14 protein-coding genes and 1 other RNA gene are annotated in these 17,780 nt (G+C 39.5%); 5 read left to right on the forward strand and 10 right to left on the reverse strand.

The genetic code is table 11. The annotated features are described in order from the left end of the window. Positions 1-372: 372 nt before the first annotated feature. Positions 373-1,302 (forward strand): uridine diphosphate-N-acetylglucosamine-binding protein YvcK, encoded by a 930-nt coding sequence (yvcK, locus tag Q0O89_RS05060; RefSeq protein ID WP_293730597.1) that lies wholly within the window; start codon positions 373-375, stop codon positions 1,300-1,302. 235 nt (positions 1,303-1,537) lie between these two features. Here yvcK and rnpB read toward each other — a convergent pair. Beyond that, positions 1,538-1,933: RNase P RNA component class A (gene rnpB, locus Q0O89_RS05065), an RNA gene on the reverse strand. A gap of 96 nt (positions 1,934-2,029) precedes the next feature. On the opposite strand from rnpB, the gene Q0O89_RS05070 reads away from it, so the two are divergent. Both Q0O89_RS05070 and Q0O89_RS05075 read left to right on the forward strand, forming a co-directional pair. Then, positions 2,030-2,965 carry a KpsF/GutQ family sugar isomerase gene (locus tag Q0O89_RS05070; protein ID WP_293730598.1) on the forward strand — a complete coding sequence of 312 codons (936 nt, stop codon included), beginning with the start codon at positions 2,030-2,032 and terminating at the stop codon, positions 2,963-2,965. Between the two features lie 8 nt (positions 2,966-2,973). Further along, positions 2,974-3,516 carry an HAD family hydrolase gene (locus Q0O89_RS05075; RefSeq protein WP_293730600.1) on the forward strand — a complete coding sequence of 181 codons (543 nt, stop codon included), beginning with the start codon at positions 2,974-2,976 and terminating at the stop codon, positions 3,514-3,516. 78 nt (positions 3,517-3,594) lie between these two features. Here Q0O89_RS05075 and cra read toward each other — a convergent pair whose 3' ends face one another. Beyond that, entirely contained in the window at positions 3,595-4,581 is a 987-nt protein-coding gene (gene cra, locus Q0O89_RS05080; protein WP_293730601.1) for a catabolite repressor/activator, read from the reverse strand. Positions 4,582-5,167: 586 nt separating this feature from the next. Between cra and nrdA the strand changes: the two genes are divergently transcribed. Next, the gene (nrdA, locus tag Q0O89_RS05085; protein WP_293730602.1) at positions 5,168-7,438 is read left to right on the forward strand and encodes a class 1a ribonucleoside-diphosphate reductase subunit alpha; all 2,271 of its coding nucleotides are present in this window, start codon (positions 5,168-5,170) and stop codon (positions 7,436-7,438) included. A 77-nt stretch (positions 7,439-7,515) separates the two neighbouring features. Here nrdA and Q0O89_RS05090 read toward each other — a convergent pair whose 3' ends face one another. The 7 genes from Q0O89_RS05090 to Q0O89_RS05120 all read right to left on the reverse strand — a co-directional run bounded on the left by Q0O89_RS05090 (position 7,516) and on the right by Q0O89_RS05120 (position 15,960). Continuing rightward, complete coding sequence (locus Q0O89_RS05090) at positions 7,516-8,859, reverse strand: PTS transporter subunit EIIC (RefSeq protein WP_293730603.1); 1,344 nt, start codon at positions 8,857-8,859, stop codon at positions 7,516-7,518. A 2-nt stretch (positions 8,860-8,861) separates the two neighbouring features. Continuing rightward, the gene (locus tag Q0O89_RS05095; protein ID WP_293730604.1) at positions 8,862-10,190 is read right to left on the reverse strand and encodes an alpha-L-fucosidase; all 1,329 of its coding nucleotides are present in this window, start codon (positions 10,188-10,190) and stop codon (positions 8,862-8,864) included. Between the two features lie 334 nt (positions 10,191-10,524). Further along, positions 10,525-12,453 carry an ATP-dependent zinc metalloprotease FtsH gene (ftsH, locus tag Q0O89_RS05100; RefSeq protein ID WP_293730634.1) on the reverse strand — a complete coding sequence of 643 codons (1,929 nt, stop codon included), beginning with the start codon at positions 12,451-12,453 and terminating at the stop codon, positions 10,525-10,527. A 115-nt stretch (positions 12,454-12,568) separates the two neighbouring features. Continuing rightward, entirely contained in the window at positions 12,569-13,195 is a 627-nt protein-coding gene (gene rlmE, locus Q0O89_RS05105; RefSeq protein ID WP_293730605.1) for a 23S rRNA (uridine(2552)-2'-O)-methyltransferase RlmE, read from the reverse strand. A gap of 76 nt (positions 13,196-13,271) precedes the next feature. Continuing rightward, positions 13,272-13,856 (reverse strand): SIS domain-containing protein, encoded by a 585-nt coding sequence (locus Q0O89_RS05110; RefSeq protein ID WP_293730606.1) that lies wholly within the window; start codon positions 13,854-13,856, stop codon positions 13,272-13,274. Between the two features lie 2 nt (positions 13,857-13,858). After that, entirely contained in the window at positions 13,859-14,236 is a 378-nt protein-coding gene (locus Q0O89_RS05115; RefSeq protein ID WP_293730607.1) for a YraN family protein, read from the reverse strand. Next, on the reverse strand, positions 14,236-15,960 hold the full coding sequence (locus tag Q0O89_RS05120) for a penicillin-binding protein activator (RefSeq protein WP_293730608.1): 1,725 nt from the start codon (positions 15,958-15,960) through the stop codon (positions 14,236-14,238). Before Q0O89_RS05120 ends, Q0O89_RS05115 begins: the two co-directional genes overlap by 1 nt. An 84-nt stretch (positions 15,961-16,044) precedes the next feature. Here Q0O89_RS05120 and rsmI point away from each other — a divergent pair, with 84 nt between their 5' ends. Then, positions 16,045-16,890 carry a 16S rRNA (cytidine(1402)-2'-O)-methyltransferase gene (gene rsmI / locus Q0O89_RS05125; protein ID WP_293730609.1) on the forward strand — a complete coding sequence of 282 codons (846 nt, stop codon included), beginning with the start codon at positions 16,045-16,047 and terminating at the stop codon, positions 16,888-16,890. Between the two features lie 46 nt (positions 16,891-16,936). On the opposite strand, the gene Q0O89_RS05130 is transcribed toward rsmI, so the two are convergent. Continuing rightward, positions 16,937-17,716: a transporter substrate-binding domain-containing protein gene (locus Q0O89_RS05130; RefSeq protein ID WP_293730610.1), complete on the reverse strand. Its 780-nt coding sequence runs from the start codon at positions 17,714-17,716 to the stop codon at positions 16,937-16,939. Positions 17,717-17,780: the final 64 nt, after the last annotated feature.

Genomic DNA, 17,780 nt, shown 5'->3' on the forward strand with positions numbered 1-17,780 from the left:
CAAAGTGCGGTTGAAAATCACGCGGAATTTATTTTTGTTCATGTGCTGTTCCTTATTTAGTTGATTTTAAGGTGAAAATTATATGTCTAAAATGAGTTAAAACGAATACCACACATTAAATGCCGTATAACGCTAAAAATGGAAGCGACAATCTGGTAAGGCACATAATTGATGAAAATAACGCGCTCTTTTTTCCTAATTTAGGATTCAAATTTATACAGCTTATTTCAAGCTGTTAATCATATTTTCAATATCCTTTCATTTTAATGAAAATCCATATATTCAGCAATCCATTAACTCACTATTTTTTTTACGTTTAACGGTATGATAAAATCAATTTAATTTTGAACCGCACTTTTTCTTACAGCTATCATGCAAAATTTGACAACCAATCACTTAGAACAACTTAATCATATCGTCGCCATTGGTGGTGGACATGGATTAGGGCGCGTAATGTCCTCGTTAAGCTTTATGAAAGAGCGCTTAACAGGTATTGTAGCGACCACAGATAACGGTGGTTCAACAGGCAGAATTCGGCATCAACACGGTGGTATTGCTTGGGGGGATTTGCGTAATTGTTTAAATCAAATTATTGCCAAACCCACTACTGCCTCCAAAGTTTTTGAATATCGATTTGGCGGAAATGGCGAATTAGCCGGGCATAATCTTGGCAATCTTATCCTCAAGGCACTTGAAGATATGGAAATTCGCCCTACAGAAGCCATTAATCTTATTCGTAACTTTTTACGGGTAAAATCTTTTTTAATTCCCATGTCGGAACAGCCGGTAGATCTCGGTGCGGTTTTGCAATCGAAAGAACGAATTGTGGGCGAAGTAACCATTGATAGTTTAAATGAGCTTCCTATTGAACTCTTTTTGGAACCGAGCGTACGAGCAACACCTGAAGCTATCCTATCAATCCAGAAAGCGGATGTGATTTTATTCGGACCGGGGAGTTTCTTAACGAGCATCATGCCTACGCTACTGTTACCTGAAATCATTGAAGCACTAAAACAAAGCCGTGCTAAAAAAATTTTTATTGATAATCTCGGTATTGAGCATAGCCCGGCTGCTAGTTTGTCTCTTTTAGATCGTATTCAATGGATTCATCGAGTGATAGGCCAAGAGATTATTGATGGCATTATTACCCCACCTGAATTTCAACACCTCTCCCAAGAATTAAATATTCCGATTCTTGGTCATAAACTCAACGCCGATGATGTGGTTTATCGTCATGATCGCGAGCTACTTTGTACGGCTATCAATGAAATGATTGGCAAATTAGGGGCTGTTTGGCTTTAAGTAAATCCCCCTAAATTTAAGACAAAAAAAAGCGTCTTGGACTGAAGACGCTACTCGGAAAGCAAATTTTAAGATGACTATTTTTTATAGTTCTCGTTTTTTATGGGGTCAAGGATATAGAATTCAGTTCCGGCTTGCAAACCCCAATGTTTAATTTTGTGACATGGCGCACAAAATTTTTTATTTTTCCTTGTTTTCAATAAAAAAGCAGACAAAATTGCCTGCTTAATTAAATTTGGTGAGTTGGTCGATAAGCCGGGTTCTGTCGTTGGACAATCATTCCTCTAGGCGTTACATCACTATAACGCTCAAGCAACCTACCCGAACTCTGAGCGGGCACACCCATTGAGTTCCTATTTGGTCTTGCTACGAGTGGAGTTTACCTTGCCGTGAACTGTTACCAGCCACGCGGTGCGCTCTTACCGCACCCTTTCACCCTTACCTTTCCGAAAAAAGGCGGTCTGCTCTCTGTTGCACTTGTCGTCAGCTCGCGCTGCCCAGCCGTTAACTGGCACTCTGCCCTTTGTAGCCCGGACTTTCCTCTCGTTTACTTGTCCCACTTATCACCTATTTCAGGCTTGCCTTACGGCACTAAGGGCTTCAATAAACCAGCGATTGTCTGACCAACTCTGGCGCGTAGTATAGCGGAATTTTAACTAGAGTGAAACAAAAACATCAGTTAAAATAACCGCACTTGAGCCTATTTTTATGAAAAAAGGAGGGACTTATGGATTACTTGCAAAATGCACGTGACACATTAAAAATTGAAGAACAAGCACTGGCGAAAATGTGTCAAAATTTAGACCGCACTTTTGATGCCGTCATCGAGCTTATTTTAGATTGCAAAGGTCGTGTCGCCATTAGTGGCGTAGGCAAATCAGGGTTAATTGGTAAAAAAATTGTTGCCAGCCTCGCCTCAACAGGCACTCCCAGTTTCTTTTTACATCCCACAGAAGCCTTCCATGGCGATTTAGGGATGTTAAAACCGATAGATGTAGTGATATTAATTTCCTACAGTGGCGAAAGTGATGAAGTCAATAAACTTATTCCTAGCCTAAAAAATTTCGGCAATAAAATCATTGCATTAACCAGTAACCCTCATTCAACGCTTGGTAGACATGCAGATTTCATCTTAGATATCTCCGTGGAACGTGAAGCCTGTCCAAACAATCTTGCGCCAACCACTTCTGCTTTAGTTACCCTTGCCCTAGGGGATGCATTAACTGTGGCGTTGATTCATGCGCGTAATTTCAAACCTATCGATTTTGCTAAATTCCACCCCGGTGGATCTTTGGGGCGCCGTTTACTTTGCCGTGTTAAAGATCAAATGCAAACTCGCTTACCTATTGCCGCACCGTCTCTGGGTTTTACTGACTGTTTAACCGTCATGAATGAAGGACGAATGGGCGTCGCGTTGGTCATGGAAAATAATCAATTACAAGGAATTATTACCGATGGCGATATACGTAGAGCATTAACCAAAAACGGCGCAGAAACCCTAACGAAAACTGCCCAAGATTTGATGACCAGACATCCCAAAACTATTAATCAAAATGAATTCTTATCTCATGCTGAAAGCTTTATGAAAGAGAAAAAAATTCACTCATTAATTGCGGTCGATGATCAAAATCAAGTGGTCGGATTAATCGAATTTTCATCTTAGGAATCAACATGCAAGAAAAACTTCAAAAAATTAAATTCGTTATTACCGATGTGGATGGCGTACTGACAGATGGCTTATTGCATTATGATGCCAACGGTGAAGCCCTTAAAAGTTTCCATGTTCGTGATGGATTAGGTATTCGTATGCTTATGGAACATGGGATACAAGTAGCAGTGTTGTCTGGACGCAGCTCCCCCATCCTGCAAAAACGCATCGATGATCTTGGCATAAAACTGGCGTATCTTGGCAAACTTGAAAAAGAAAGTGCTTGTTTCGATCTTATCCGTCAAGCGGGTGTGACACCGGAAGAAACCGCATACATTGGCGATGATAGTGTAGATCTTCCCGCTTTTGCCGTTTGTGGTTTGGCTTTTGCCGTCAATGATGCCCCTATTTACGTACAAAATAATGCGGATTACGTTCTCACACAAGCCGGGGGCAACGGTGCATTTCGAGAAATGTCTGACATGATATTACAAGCACAAGGAAAAATGGAAAGTTTTTCAACAGCTAAGGGATTTTTGAAAACTGTGATTAATATGGCGCAATAATTGCTATTTTAAGTTGCAACAATCAGGTTCAAGTGCGGTTAAATTCTCTCAAGATTTTAACCGCGCTTTCTTCTCAACTTACCAACGATAATGATGAATTTGTCGAATCAACTTTTCAGGAATCACCGTTGTTTTGGCTTTTTTAGCTGGAATCGCTAATTCAAATAATGCCTGCGCGATAATATGATGATCTTGTACGCTACACACAACCGGGTTCGCCAATAAATCCACTAATTCATTTTTACCAAATGTCGCAAAAACAATCTTCTCTGGGATGGATTTGTGTTTTTTCAAGAATACCTCTAACACCCCTTGTAGTAAGGTCAATGAGGTGGTGTAAATGGCATCAGGTAAAGGCGATGTCTCTAACCAAGCTTCAAAAGCAGCGGCTGCCTTATCTTTCTTAAACTCATCGGAATATAAAAAGTGAACATGCTCTGTGGAATGATTTTTTAATGCTTCTCTAAACCCCATTTCCCGTTCTTTACTCACAACAAGCTCAGGCACCGCCCCAAAAAATAAAATATTATTGTAAGATTGACGTGCCAATAAATTAATCCCTAAATGACAAGCATCTCGGATATCATTTGCCAACAAATTTTTCACACCTTCCGTATGAAGACGGCGGTCAAAACCAATCACAGGTACATTCTGATGCGTAAGATAAAAATCATTTTCCGTTGGCAAACAAGTGGATACAATCAACGCATCCACTTGACGTTGAAACAGATGTTTAGCACATTCCATTTCATTTTGAGCCTTGTCATTTGAACAGGTAATTAATAATTGATAGCCCTTTTCGCGACAATGATTTTCCAATAGGTTAACAATCTTGGCATAACTAATATTGGCAAAATCAGGAATAATCATACCTATCGTATGACTACGTCCTACACGTAAACCTGCTGCCATAGCATTGGGTTTAAAGTCATATTTATCAATCAATGCTTGTACGCGTTCAATGGTACGATCACTTACTCTATATTCTTTTGCTTTGCCATTTAAAACATAACTTGCTGTCGTTCTCGACACGCCTGCTAGTTTGGCAAGTTCTTCTAATTTCATAATAAGTCCTTTAAAAATATATCTGTTACTTGCTGAACCGAGTATAGCATTGTCTTTTTTCTACTTCAGAAAGAATAGTGAAATCTGAGAACTTGATCACAAAAAAACATCAACTTTTCACCGCGCTTTCCATAAGTCTAAAAGAAAAATTTTTAACGAACCCAAAATCTCTTTTAGCTATAACAACTTACTTTCTGTCAATAATCAGAGCACAAATTTATTACTTGAAAAATCCCATTTTTTACCTTATCTTGTGCCAGTTTTAATTTTCCACCCCATATATAGGGTCTGTTTATCTTTCAATAAAAAGCTGCGTTGTCGCCTAAAAAAGCCATCGGCTAGGCGTAAAACGCAGTTAATAGCAGGACTATTTACAAGTTTTACAACAACGACGATGGCTTTTTTAGGCACAACCCGAAGGGGCGGGCTTCTTTTTTGCCCACTCTGTGTTAAAAAAACTTTGTTTAGAATGACTAAACGGCAGTTTTTTTGCCTTGATTGGGCAAAAAATAAGCTCCGCCGCAGCCTTTTATTGAAAGATAAACAGACCCTAGTGTTAAACCAAAGTAATTCATAGGCAAACAATATGAATAAAGCATTGATGGTCACCAAACGTGACGGACAACTTGAACCCATCGATTTAGATAAAATTCACCGTGTTATTACATGGGCTGCGGAAGGATTAGATAATGTGTCAGTTTCGCAAGTGGAATTGCGTTCACACATTCAATTCTACGAAGGTATTCGTACTTCGGATATTCATGAAACAATCATTAAAGCAGCCGCTGATCTGATTAGTAAAGACGCGCCAGATTATCAATATTTAGCCGCTCGTTTGGCAATCTTTCATTTGCGCAAAAAAGCCTATGGTCAATTTGAGCCGCCACGCCTTTATGAACAAGTAAAAAAATTAGTTCGTATGGGAAAATATGATGAGTCTCTCTTAACAGACTACTCGCGTGAAGAATGGGAAGAAATGAATGATTTCTTAGACCATTGGCGCGATATGACTTTCTCTTATGCGGCAGTAAAACAGCTTGAAGGGAAATATTTGGTACAAAACCGCGTCACCGGTGAAATTTATGAATCTGCTCAATTCTTATATTTATTAGTGGCGGCAAGTTTATTCTCGAAATACCCGAAAGAAACGCGTTTAGATTATATTCGCCGTTTCTATGACGCAACCTCAACCTTTAAAATTTCATTGCCAACACCGATTATGGCCGGTGTACGTACGCCTACACGCCAATTTAGTTCATGCGTATTAATCGAATGTGGCGATAGCTTAGATTCAATCAATGCTACTGCATCAGCAATTGTGAAATATGTTTCTCAACGCGCGGGTATTGGCGTGAATGCTGGGGCGATCCGCGCTTTAGGTAGCCCTATTCGTGGCGGTGAGGCTTTCCATACAGGTTGTATTCCATTCTACAAATATTTCCAAACTGCCGTTAAATCTTGTTCACAAGGTGGCGTACGTGGTGGTGCTGCCACAGTTTACTATCCGCTTTGGCACTTAGAAGTAGAAAGCCTGTTAGTATTAAAAAATAACCGTGGCGTAGAAGATAACCGTGTTCGTCATATGGACTATGGTGTTCAATTAAATAAATTAATGTATCAACGCTTAATTAAAGGCGGTGACATTACCTTATTTAGCCCATCTGATGTACCGGGGTTATATGAAGCATTCTTTGCTGACCAAGAAAAATTTGAACAACTTTATGAACAATATGAACAAGATCCGGCTATTCGCAAACGCACAGTCAAAGCCGTAGAGTTATTCTCATTATTAATGCAAGAACGCGCTTCAACAGGTCGAATTTATATTCATAACGTGGATCATACGAATACCCATTCGCCATTTGATCCTGCAGTGGCACCTGTTCGTCAATCAAACCTTTGCTTGGAAATTGCTTTACCAACCAAACCATTAACACATTTCCACGATGAAAATGGTGAAATTGCATTATGTACACTTTCTGCTTTCAACTTAGGTAAAATTGAAAATCTTGATGAATTAGAAGAATTAGCCGATCTTGCTGTTCGTGCGTTGGATGCTTTATTAGACTATCAAGACTACCCTGTTGCTGCAGCTCGCCGTAGTTCATTAGGTCGCCGTTCATTAGGTATTGGTGTCATTAACTATGCCTATTATTTAGCAAAAAATAACGTTCGTTATTCTAATGGTAGTGCCAATAACTTAACGCACCGTACCTTTGAAGCAATTCAATACTACTTGCTCAAAGCCTCAATGAATTTGGCCAAAGAGTTAGGTCCTTGCGAATTTTTCAATGAAACGCGTTATTCACAAGGTATTTTACCGATTGATAACTACAAAAAAGATATTGACAGCATTACCAGCGAACCGCTTCATTACGATTGGGAAACCTTACGCGAAGAAATTAAAACCTACGGCTTACGTAACTCTACATTAACCGCGCTCATGCCATCAGAAACATCTTCGCAAATTTCTAATGCAACCAATGGTATTGAGCCACCACGTGGTCATATTAGCGTAAAAGCCTCAAAAGACGGTATTTTAAAACAAGTGGTACCAGACTACGAAACCCTAGGCGAAAACTACGAATTATTGTGGGATATGCCAAATATGGATGGTTATTTACATCTTGTGGGTATTATGCAGAAATTCGTTGACCAATCGATTTCTGCTAACACTAACTACGATCCACAACGTTTTGAAGAGGGTAAAGTACCAATGAAAGTCTTATTAAAAGACTTATTAACCGCTTATAAATTCGGTTTAAAAACGCTTTACTATCAAAACACCCGTGATGGTGCCGATGATGCACAAGAAGATATGGATGACGGTTGCGCAGGCGGTGCTTGTAAAATCTAATCACTAAATAATGAAAATAACCCTGTACAAATCAGATTGTGCAGGGTTATTTTTTTATCGAGATAACGAATATAAAACTAACGCGCGGCTTCTTGTGCTTTTTGCATAAGTTTCTCAGCAACCACCTCATTTAGTTCTTCTATTTTCTCTTTTTCTAAACAAACTTTTTCGTACATTTTAAAGAATGGATAATAAATCACCACGTCTAATAAAATTAAGCCTGCACTCAATATCGGTGCCCATAAATCTCCCCCGGACACCAAATACGCCCCGATCGGTGCTGGCGTTGTCCAAGGAGCCATGAGGTAGATACGGTGAATGAGATTAAAGTCAAGTAAGAGATAGGCAATAATCGCATTCGCCATTGGTGCAAAAATCAATGGGATAAAGAACAATGGGTTCACTACCATTGGCACACCGTACACGATAGGTTCACCGATAGAGAAGAACGATGGTACCAAACCGATTTTACCAATGGAACGCAAGTGTGCAGATTTACTGCGAACCAATAAGAAGGCTAAGGCAATAACCCCACCAGATGCCCCATGCACAATATAGAAATCCCAGAATGAGTTGGTGATGATATATGGTAATGGTTCACCTGCTTGGAACGCGGCAAGGTTGGCTGCCATGTTTTGCAATAGGAATGGTGTCCATAATTGCATCAACACTAAAGAACCGTTAATTCCTAAGAACCAAAGCAAATGTGTAGCGAAGACGAATAAACAAATTGCCCCCAAAGAATCACTTACTTTAATTAATGGTGCCATAAAGTCCATGATAATTTGTGGAATAGTTGAACCTGTGGCGTGTTCAATATATAGGGTAACAGGATAAAGCGTGAGTAATACCGCTAAAATTGGAATCACAATATTTAAAGATTCCGCCACCGCACTTGGTACTTCTTTTGGTAAGCGAATACGAATATTTAAATACTCTAATAATCGGGTTAATTCTACCGTATAGATCGCGATAAAAATCGCGGAGAACAAACCAATCCCCCCAAAGAATTTAATGTCCATCGCCCCATCTTTAACAGGTGCTGCAACCAATAAGAATGTCATTACCGATAAGAATGCCGCAGGTAATGGCTCTCGTTTATAAGCTTTAGCAAGGTTATAAGCAATACTAGCTGATGTGAACAAAGAAATGGCGTTAAAGGACATTTGGAAGAATCGCCAACCATAACCGCTCGCCCAGTGAGAGAACTCCCACCACGCTTGACCAAATGAGTTTTGAGTATTTTCATCAAACGGCGGAATGAGTAGGATCATTATAAAACTACCTACAATCAAAAACGGTAACACCACAATAAAACCGTCTCGAATTGCAGAAATGTGCGGTTGATTTTCCATGCGTTTTGCCACAGGCGCAACATGCTCATTCATAAAATCAATGAAACGAGTTGAGATACTGCTCATAACTATTCCTCCCCATTTGCAATTTTAAAGCCTAAGATATACCAATCTGGTTGGTAGTTTTCGATATGTAAAATACGTCCTTCAGAGGTGTTTTCTACATGGAATTTCAGTTCAGGATTTAATGCCTCAATATTGCCGTATAAAGACAATGGCAAACTATTTTTACCTGCTTTCAATCCATCAACAAACAGGTACAAATCTGACCGCACTTTTGTGTGATAAAGAGTGACATCACCCAGTTTTTGTGTCGGATTGCGACTGCATCTAGAGTGATAAATCCCTTCACCATTAACCGCCAACCATTGACCTAAGGCTAATAAACGATCCACTTGCTCTTGCGGAATAGTGCCATCTGCTTTCGGACCAATATTCAATAACAGGTTGCCGTTATCGGCTACGGTTTCCACCAAAAGTGTCACCAAGTCTTTCACTGAAATTAAATGGCTTTCATCTTCCACTTGGTTATAGCCGAAAGATAAGCCCATACCACGGCACATTTCCCATTTTTTATCACGAGAGGCCGTCCCATGTTTATATTCTTTAGATGTGAAGTCACACCATAATTTGTTCCAACGGTCATCTACCACACCTTCTGTAACGGTGTTGTAATAATGGGCAAATAAGTGCGGTAACATATGTTCGCCTGCTTTTGGCCAACCAATATCATTCCAAAGCACATCAGGTTTATAACGATCAATAAGCTCGACTACCTGTTTATAGGCAAAATCAGCATATTCATAGGTTGGGCAAGCATTAGAGAAATTTTGACTTTCGGTAAAAATCGGGTCAGAGGCATATTGCCAATCAATAATTCCCGAATAATACGCTCCCATACGTAAACCTTTTTCACGCACTTGCTCAGTCAATTCGCCCATTAAGTCCCGTTTGGGACCGGCTTGTGTACAGTTAAAGTCTGTGTGTTTACTTGGAAATAAACAGAAACCATCATGGTGTTTTGTTGTTAATACCACATATTTAGCTCCTGCTTGTTTAAATAATTCCGCCCACTGCTCAGGCTGCCATTTTTCTGCTTTCCACTGCGGAATAAACTGATCATAGGTAAAATCTGCACCATAAGTTTTCAAATGATGCTCATAGGTTGGGCCTTTTTGAACATTGATTGAATTAAAATACCATTCTGCATAAGGGTTGTTACAGAACCATTGTTCATCAATATCAATTTCTCCCAGTTGGCAAGTCGGTGGTGCAAATGCCGGCACAGAATAAACACCCCAATGGATGAAAATACCGAATTTTGCATCTTCGTACCATTGTGGTACTTCATGGGTTTTGATTGAACTCCAATCGGCATGATAGCGTTTTTGTTTCATAGTGCCTCCTGATAAGTGCTATAAATATTAAATTCATTTTTCAACAAGAAGCCTAAATAAAAAAGAAATTTTACGTTTTAATGGTATTTTCGTGAACTAAATCACAAAAAAGCTCTCTTACAATCACATTTCATTACAAATGAAATGCCCGATTTTGACTGAAGATCAAAAAATCGGGCATAAAATTTCTAATGTTAAATATATGGTTAACGCTAAAAGCACTTTCCGATTAAGAAAAAATTCCTAGATTTACCGGTTTGTTTAAAGGAAAATTTCCCTATTTCCTTCACGATTAAAAAAGGCGACATCATGCCGCCTTCTTTCTAGTTAAATCTTACAAATCTTCCGATTTTTCGACCGCACTTTCATCAGTATTTTCAGCTTTCACCGTTTCATCTGCCGATTTTTGTGCTTTAGGTTCATCGGATTGCGTTCGTTTTGAACTATTTTCTTCCCAACCTGACGGCGGAGTTACCGGCTCACGATTCATCAATTGCTTGATTTGCTCTTCTTCAATGGTTTCATATTTGACTAACGCATCTTTCATGGCATGTAAAATATCCATGTTATCAATCAACAACTGACGAGCGCGTCCATAGTTACGATTTACGATAGCGCGAACCTCTTCATCGATCGTATGTGCTGTTTCATCCGACATATGTTTGGCTTTTGCCATTGAACGACCTAGGAATACCTCACCTTCATCTTCTGAATAAAGAATTGGACCAAGTTTATCGGAGAAGCCCCACTGGGTCACCATATTGCGCGCAATATTGGTTGCGACTTTAATATCGTTTGATGCACCGGTAGAAATATTTTCTTCACCATAAATCAACTCTTCAGCAAGGCGACCTGCATATAAAGTCGAAAGTTTGCTTTCTAATTGTTTTTGACTGATGCTAACTTGATCACCTTCAGGTAAAAAGAAGGTGACACCAAGCGCACGTCCACGAGGGATAATTGTCACTTTATGTACGGGATCATGCTCAGGCACTAAATACCCCACAATGGCATGACCGGCTTCATGATAAGCGGTACTTTCCTTTTGCTTATCTGTCATCATCATTGAACGACGTTCAGGCCCCATATTGATTTTGTCTTTTGCTTTTTCAAACTCTAACATAGTGACAACACGCTTATTCCCACGTGCAGCAAATAATGCGGCTTCATTAACTAAGTTAGCTAAATCCGCACCTGAATAGCCCGGTGTACCACGAGCCAAAGTCATAGCATCAACATCATCACCTAAAGGCACTTTACGCATATGCACTTTTAAGATCTGTTCACGACCACGAACATCAGGCAATCCAACTGTCACTTGACGATCAAAGCGTCCCGGACGAACAAGCGCCGGATCTAACACATCAGGTCGGTTAGTTGCCGCAATGACAATAATGCCTTCTTTACCTTCAAAACCATCCATTTCCACGAGCATTTGGTTTAAGGTTTGTTCACGTTCATCATGACCACCACCAAGACCTGCACCACGTTGACGGCCTACCGCATCAATTTCATCGATAAAAATCAAACAAGGCGCATTTTTCTTTGCTTGTTCAAACATATCGCGTACACGTGATGCTCCAACACCCACGAACATTTCCACGAAATCAGAACCTGAGATCGTAAAGAATGGGACTTTAGCTTCCCCTGCAATAGCTTTAGCAATTAAGGTTTTACCTGTCCCCGGTGGCCCAACCATTAATACGCCTTTTGGAATTTTACCACCAAGATTCTGGAATTTAGTTGGATCTCGTAAGAAATCGACAATCTCACCCACTTCTTCTTTGGCTTCATCACAACCTGCAACGTCTTCAAAGGTTACCTTAATTTGATCTTTGGTTAACATTTTAGCGCGACTTTTACCAAAGCTCATCGCTTTGCCGCCACCGCCTTGCATTTGACGCATAAAAAAGAACCATACACCTACAAGGAATAACATTGGGAACCAAGAAATAAGAATTTGTGAAAGCAAACTACGGCCTTCCGGCATCGTCCCTTCTACTCTAATTTTCTTGTTTAACAAGTCATTTAGGATTTTATCGTCATAGATTGGCATAATGGTGGCGTATTTTGAACCATCGGTTTTGGTGACACTAATCTCGCGATCATCACTAAATTTTACTTGTGAAACCTGATTATTACCCACATCTGTAATAAATGTGGTGTAATCTGTTTGGTTTCCCGAGTCAGTCGTATTAAATCCTTGGTATGCCGTCATCATGACAACAGCAACAACAACCCAAAGGACAAGATTTTTTACCATATCGTTCAAGGTTTAAACCTCATAGTTAGTTAAAAATTTGTTAATAGCATATATCAAAATCGACAAAGAAACTAATAGTCAATGCCAATTTTTTCCGTAGGGCAAGGATTTTTTCTTAACCTTTATAACCTGTTGCCACAATATAAACTTCACGAGAACGCCCACGTGAAGCTTCAGGTTTTCGGACTTTTACCACGGAAAACAAGGAACGAATTTCGCGTAAATAGTCATCAAACCCCTCACCTTGAAATACTTTCACCACAAAACTCCCTTTAGTGGCCAGAACCTGTTTGCACATATCCAATGCAAGTTCAACGAGATACATCGCTCGTGGAATATCTACCGATGACATACCACTAAAGTTTGGTGCCATATCCGACATAACCACATGAACTTTTTCATCGCCCACACGTTCCAATAACGCATTCAAAACATTTTCATCGCGGAAATCCCCTTGCAAGAAATCAACCCCAACAATAGGATCCATTTCCAAAATATCACAAGCGATAATCCGCCCCTTATCCCCGATTTGTGTTACTGCATATTGTGACCAACCACCAGGTGCTGCACCTAAATCTACCACCGTCATCCCGGGTTTGAATAACTTATCAGTTTGCTGAATTTCATCTAATTTAAAATACGCACGAGAACGTAGTTTTTGTTTATGTGCCTTTTGTACAAAGGGATCTTTAAAGTGTTCGTTTAACCAGCGGCTCGAACTTGCCGAACGTTTTCTTCCCATAAAATAAATATTTCCATTAAGGTTTCTTTGTTATTGGGGTGACTTCATAAAATTTAAAGTGCGGACAAAAAATAATTTATTTTTGCCCGAATAAACTATGATCAATTAATTCACATAATGTATTAATAATAAACAAATGGCTTTCCAAGAGGTGACTTTCTTTTTGGCTAGGCACCTGAATTTCAATATCATTTTCTGTCAAGATGCCTTGATAATAATCATTGCTAGCCCCGGTTAATGCAATAATGGAAACATCTTTTGTTGTGGCACAATTTACCACATCCAAAATGGCTTCTTCATCCCCAAACGGTGACATGACAATTAAAATATCCCCTTGCTGAGCCACGGCATTAAATTGACGCTGATAAAGCGCGGTCAAATGTTGATCGGAAATAATTGCTGCTCCTACTGCACTATCTACATTTAACAATACCGATGGAAAGCTAGGTCGTTCTAAATCATAACGGTTAAGTAAATTTGCCACCAAAATCTGCGCATTCGCATAAGAACGCCCATGTCCACAAACAATGAGCTTATTTCCTCGTAGCAATGCGGCTACGATAGCATAAACCGCTTTTTGCAATTGCTCAGGTAAGGTTCTCGAGGCCGCAATTTGCGTTTGAATATTCTCGTTATAAAGATCTTTAATTTTATCTAACATAATCAATCTAAAAAATTAGGTAACCACTCTATCTTATTGACTGTACGCCCAAAAGCCACTAAATCAAAACGACAATCTGCGTCTTCCAAACTACAACCACGTTTCGCTAGCCACATATTTGCTGCATCAAGCCATTTTTGCTGTTTTTGCCAATCCACACTCTCCACAGCCGATCCAAATACATTACTTTTACGCTGACGGACTTCCACAAATACGATGGTTTCACCATCTTGCATAATCAAATCCAATTCACCGCATTTAAAATGCTGATTAGCCGCAATAAATTTAAGCCCTTGGCGTTCCAAAAAAAGACGAGCTTGATGCTCAAAGCTCGCCCCTTGTTCACGTGTGGTTAAACGGCGTTTTAATAAGGTTAACATTAATTCAATGGCACCACATTACCGTCTTGATATTCAAACCACGTCATATTGCGTTCAATATTACAATTCGGACCGGCACTTAATTTACCCGTCAAACCGCTCACCGCAAAACCCGGCACTTGACGTAATTCATTAAATTGATTAATTAACAACCAAGCATCGGCTCCCATCGCATACAAACGCATTAGACTATAATCACCACCGGTGGTTTGGCTGATCTTTTGATATTGTGTCGAATCCGTTTCCTTAAAGAATGGAATATCACTAAATCTTACCCCATTCATTTGTAAACGATATTCAGGCGTGCTATTCGAAGTATTACTACGCGAACTTGCATAAACACGCGCCGTTGAACCTGAGTTTGTTAAGGCAGATTTAATATCAATTAACTCGTCTGCCGTAGCAACAACATAAATTCCCTCGGCATTTTTATTGGCCCCATCTTGAATCAACACTGCAGCTTCATCTGTGCTACTAAAAAATCTAATATTTGCATCATTACCTGATAATTGCTGCCAACGAACATTAAATGCCGAAGCTGTACGTTGCCCTACATCAGCTTGTGGAACGAGAACTAATGGATTACGGACATTATCATTCCACATACGCTCCGCCCCTGATTCTGCTTCATCTTCCGGTGATAAACCAAAATAGCAAAGTTTATCTACGGCACGCTCATTATAGGTTGAATTTAAGGTTAAAACATCAATACCTTGAATGGCGTTTGAATTATTAATCACTTCATCCACATTGGGTTTTAATAATGGCCCCACAATCGCCGAAGAGCCGGTTGCTTTTGCCTGTGCTACCGCTTCTTGTATTGGCGTGACGATGGTATCAATAAATTCTACTTGCATCGATTGATCTGTACCACGAGCATCATTAAACCCTGAACGCACAGTTGAACCAATAACGCCAGCATTACCACTTAATGGCAACAATACAGAAATTCGATTTAATTGAGTTTGTTGGAAATTATTGACACTTTTCAATTCTGTTGGGAAAAGATACGCCGCACTATGGTTTGGATATTGCGCTTTCCAACTCTCTAAAGCTTTGGTTAATTGTGATGGCTGATTTAGGTTATCATTATAGGTCTTTGCCAATGCTAACCAACCACCTAACCCGGGATTACTCTCTGCACTCGCACCACTTACTGTGCCTTTATTTGCTGCACGCAACAACGCCCAAGTGCGGTCGATATTTTCTTGTTTTCGTTGAACATCCGTTAAATTGGCATCCACTTGAACACGTGCTTTAACCGCTTCAATCACATCGTTTTGATTTTCTGCAATTTTTGCCGCCACTTCATAATAACGTGCTTTTTGAGATTGGCTTAATTGAGCAAGATTAATTCCACGAAGTGCGCTCATCGCTTCCGTGTTTTTACGTTTTACCGCCAAAATATATGCATCAATAATCGATTTATCCAATAACTGCTCAGGGGTTAAATCTTTTAATTCAGCTAATAAGGCTTCTGCTTGAGGCACTTTGTTTTCAGTGATCAACACTCGAGCTGCAAGTAATTTATAAGTTTGCTGATCTTCGACACTTTTTGTTTGCTCAAGCTTATTCATATAAAAATCAGAACTGGCATTGGCATCATTTTTTAACGTATTTGCAAAATTATCACCAAATACACTTGTACAACCCGCTAATAACATTGGAAATAAAAGTGGCATTAAACGTTTCTTAAATTTCGTACCTTGTAATAAAATAGTCATAAATTACTCCATTGAGAGTCTTGAGAAAATTATGCAGATCTTACTTCTCTCACAAACTAAAAGCAAATAAAAAGAAGAAACAAAATGAATCAAACAGGTATTTTATACATTGTCGCTACACCAATCGGCAACTTACAAGACATCACTCAACGAGCGTTAGAGACCTTTACACAAGTGGATTTAATTGCTGCTGAAGACACGCGTCACAGCGGTTTATTACTCAACCACTACGGTATCAAAAAGCCTTTTTTTGCCTTACACGATCATAATGAACAACAAAAAGCCGATCTCTTAGTAGAAAAATTACAGCAAGGCACCAATATCGCCCTTATTTCCGATGCAGGTACACCGTTAATCAGCGATCCCGGTTTCCATTTAGTTCGCAAATGTCGTCAAGCAGGTTTAAAAGTTGTTCCACTTCCCGGTGCTTGTGCTGCCATTACGGCATTATGTGCCTCAGGTATTGCCTCAGATCGCTTCTGTTTTGAAGGCTTTCTACCTGCTAAACCCAAAGCGCGCAAAGACAAATTACAAAATATTGCCGAAGAAGACCGCACTTTGATCTTTTATGAAAGTACGCACCGTATTTTAGACTCACTCGAAGATATTGAAACTGTACTCGGTGCCGATCGCTACATTGTGCTAGCACGCGAAATCACCAAAACCTGGGAAACTATTTCTGGAGACACCGTCAGTAATTTACGCCAATGGCTAACTGAAGATCCCAATCGTATCAAAGGTGAAATGGTGTTAATCATCGAAGGAAAACCTAAAACAGAAGAAAATGACAGCATTAATCCTCAAGCCATTAAGGCTCTCACACTAATTGCCAAAGAGTTGCCACTAAAAAAAGCGGCTGCTATTGTGGCAGAGCTTTATGGCTACAAGAAAAACGCACTTTATCAGTTTGGTATTGATAATTTTAGCTAGATCACGTAAACAAAAATGGCACGAACTCTTGTGCCATTTTTATGAATTAATCGCGCGGTAACCACTTATCAATAATACGTTGTAATTCGCCTGATTGTCTTTCGAGAGCAAAAAATTGATCCACATAAGCCTTAAAACGGAAATCATTATTTGGTACTAACCAACCATTTTTAGCTGGTTTTAGTGGTTTATCTGGATTAACGGCACAAAGCACACCTTTATGTTCATGCGCTTTCACAATGGCTTCTGCCGCTTCGCTCACAAACACATCGGCTTTTTTATCAATCACCTGTTGGAAAATCGTTAAATTTTCAGGGTTCATAGTTAATTTTGCTTTTGTTAACACAGTACGCGCATAATTTTCATTACTACCGCCAGGGTTAGCAATAATATTCACTTCGGGACGGTTGATATCTTCTACTGTTTGATATTTTTTCACATCTTCACAACGTACAATCGGGGTTTTACCGTTAGTAAAATAAGGTTCGGTAAACAATCCTTTTTGTTGGCGAGCTAAGGTTATAGAAATACCACCGACAGCTAAATCACATTTTTGCTCAAAATCTGCCAATAACGTTTTCCATGTTGTTTTTACGATAGTCACTTTCGCATCTAAACTTTCCGCCAATTTATTCACTAAGTCATTATCCACGCCTTCAAATTTACCGTTTGTATCAAAACTAAACGGTTTATAATCTCCTGGCGAACAAACTTTAATTTCTTTGGTTTCAAGAATTTTAGCTAACGTATCCGGCGTTTGAGTATTCGCTTGAACTGAAACACTGGTAAGTGCGGTGAATAAAACGGCTAAAAATGTTTTTTTCATTTTGCTTCCTCAATAGGTAATAAAAAAGAGTTTAAGCATAATACCTAAACTCTTTATAAAATGG

Source organism: uncultured Actinobacillus sp., assembly GCF_945915845.1.
Taxonomy (GTDB): domain Bacteria; phylum Pseudomonadota; class Gammaproteobacteria; order Enterobacterales; family Pasteurellaceae; genus Exercitatus.

What these genes read in the sequence shown, in the direction of transcription:
- yvcK (WP_293730597.1), top strand. Translation starts at nt 373, where the DNA reads ATGCAAAATTTGACAACCAATCACTTAGAACAACTTAATCATATCGTC.
- Q0O89_RS05070 (WP_293730598.1), top strand. Translation starts at nt 2,030, where the DNA reads ATGGATTACTTGCAAAATGCACGTGACACATTAAAAATTGAAGAACAA.
- Q0O89_RS05075 (WP_293730600.1), top strand. Translation starts at nt 2,974, where the DNA reads ATGCAAGAAAAACTTCAAAAAATTAAATTCGTTATTACCGATGTGGAT.
- cra (WP_293730601.1), bottom strand. Translation starts at nt 4,581, where the DNA reads ATGAAATTAGAAGAACTTGCCAAACTAGCAGGCGTGTCGAGAACGACA.
- nrdA (WP_293730602.1), top strand. Translation starts at nt 5,168, where the DNA reads ATGAATAAAGCATTGATGGTCACCAAACGTGACGGACAACTTGAACCC.
- Q0O89_RS05090 (WP_293730603.1), bottom strand. Translation starts at nt 8,859, where the DNA reads ATGAGCAGTATCTCAACTCGTTTCATTGATTTTATGAATGAGCATGTT.
- Q0O89_RS05095 (WP_293730604.1), bottom strand. Translation starts at nt 10,190, where the DNA reads ATGAAACAAAAACGCTATCATGCCGATTGGAGTTCAATCAAAACCCAT.
- ftsH (WP_293730634.1), bottom strand. Translation starts at nt 12,453, where the DNA reads ATGGTAAAAAATCTTGTCCTTTGGGTTGTTGTTGCTGTTGTCATGATG.
- rlmE (WP_293730605.1), bottom strand. Translation starts at nt 13,195, where the DNA reads ATGGGAAGAAAACGTTCGGCAAGTTCGAGCCGCTGGTTAAACGAACAC.
- Q0O89_RS05110 (WP_293730606.1), bottom strand. Translation starts at nt 13,856, where the DNA reads ATGTTAGATAAAATTAAAGATCTTTATAACGAGAATATTCAAACGCAA.
- Q0O89_RS05115 (WP_293730607.1), bottom strand. Translation starts at nt 14,236, where the DNA reads ATGTTAACCTTATTAAAACGCCGTTTAACCACACGTGAACAAGGGGCG.
- Q0O89_RS05120 (WP_293730608.1), bottom strand. Translation starts at nt 15,960, where the DNA reads ATGACTATTTTATTACAAGGTACGAAATTTAAGAAACGTTTAATGCCA.
- rsmI (WP_293730609.1), top strand. Translation starts at nt 16,045, where the DNA reads ATGAATCAAACAGGTATTTTATACATTGTCGCTACACCAATCGGCAAC.
- Q0O89_RS05130 (WP_293730610.1), bottom strand. Translation starts at nt 17,716, where the DNA reads ATGAAAAAAACATTTTTAGCCGTTTTATTCACCGCACTTACCAGTGTT.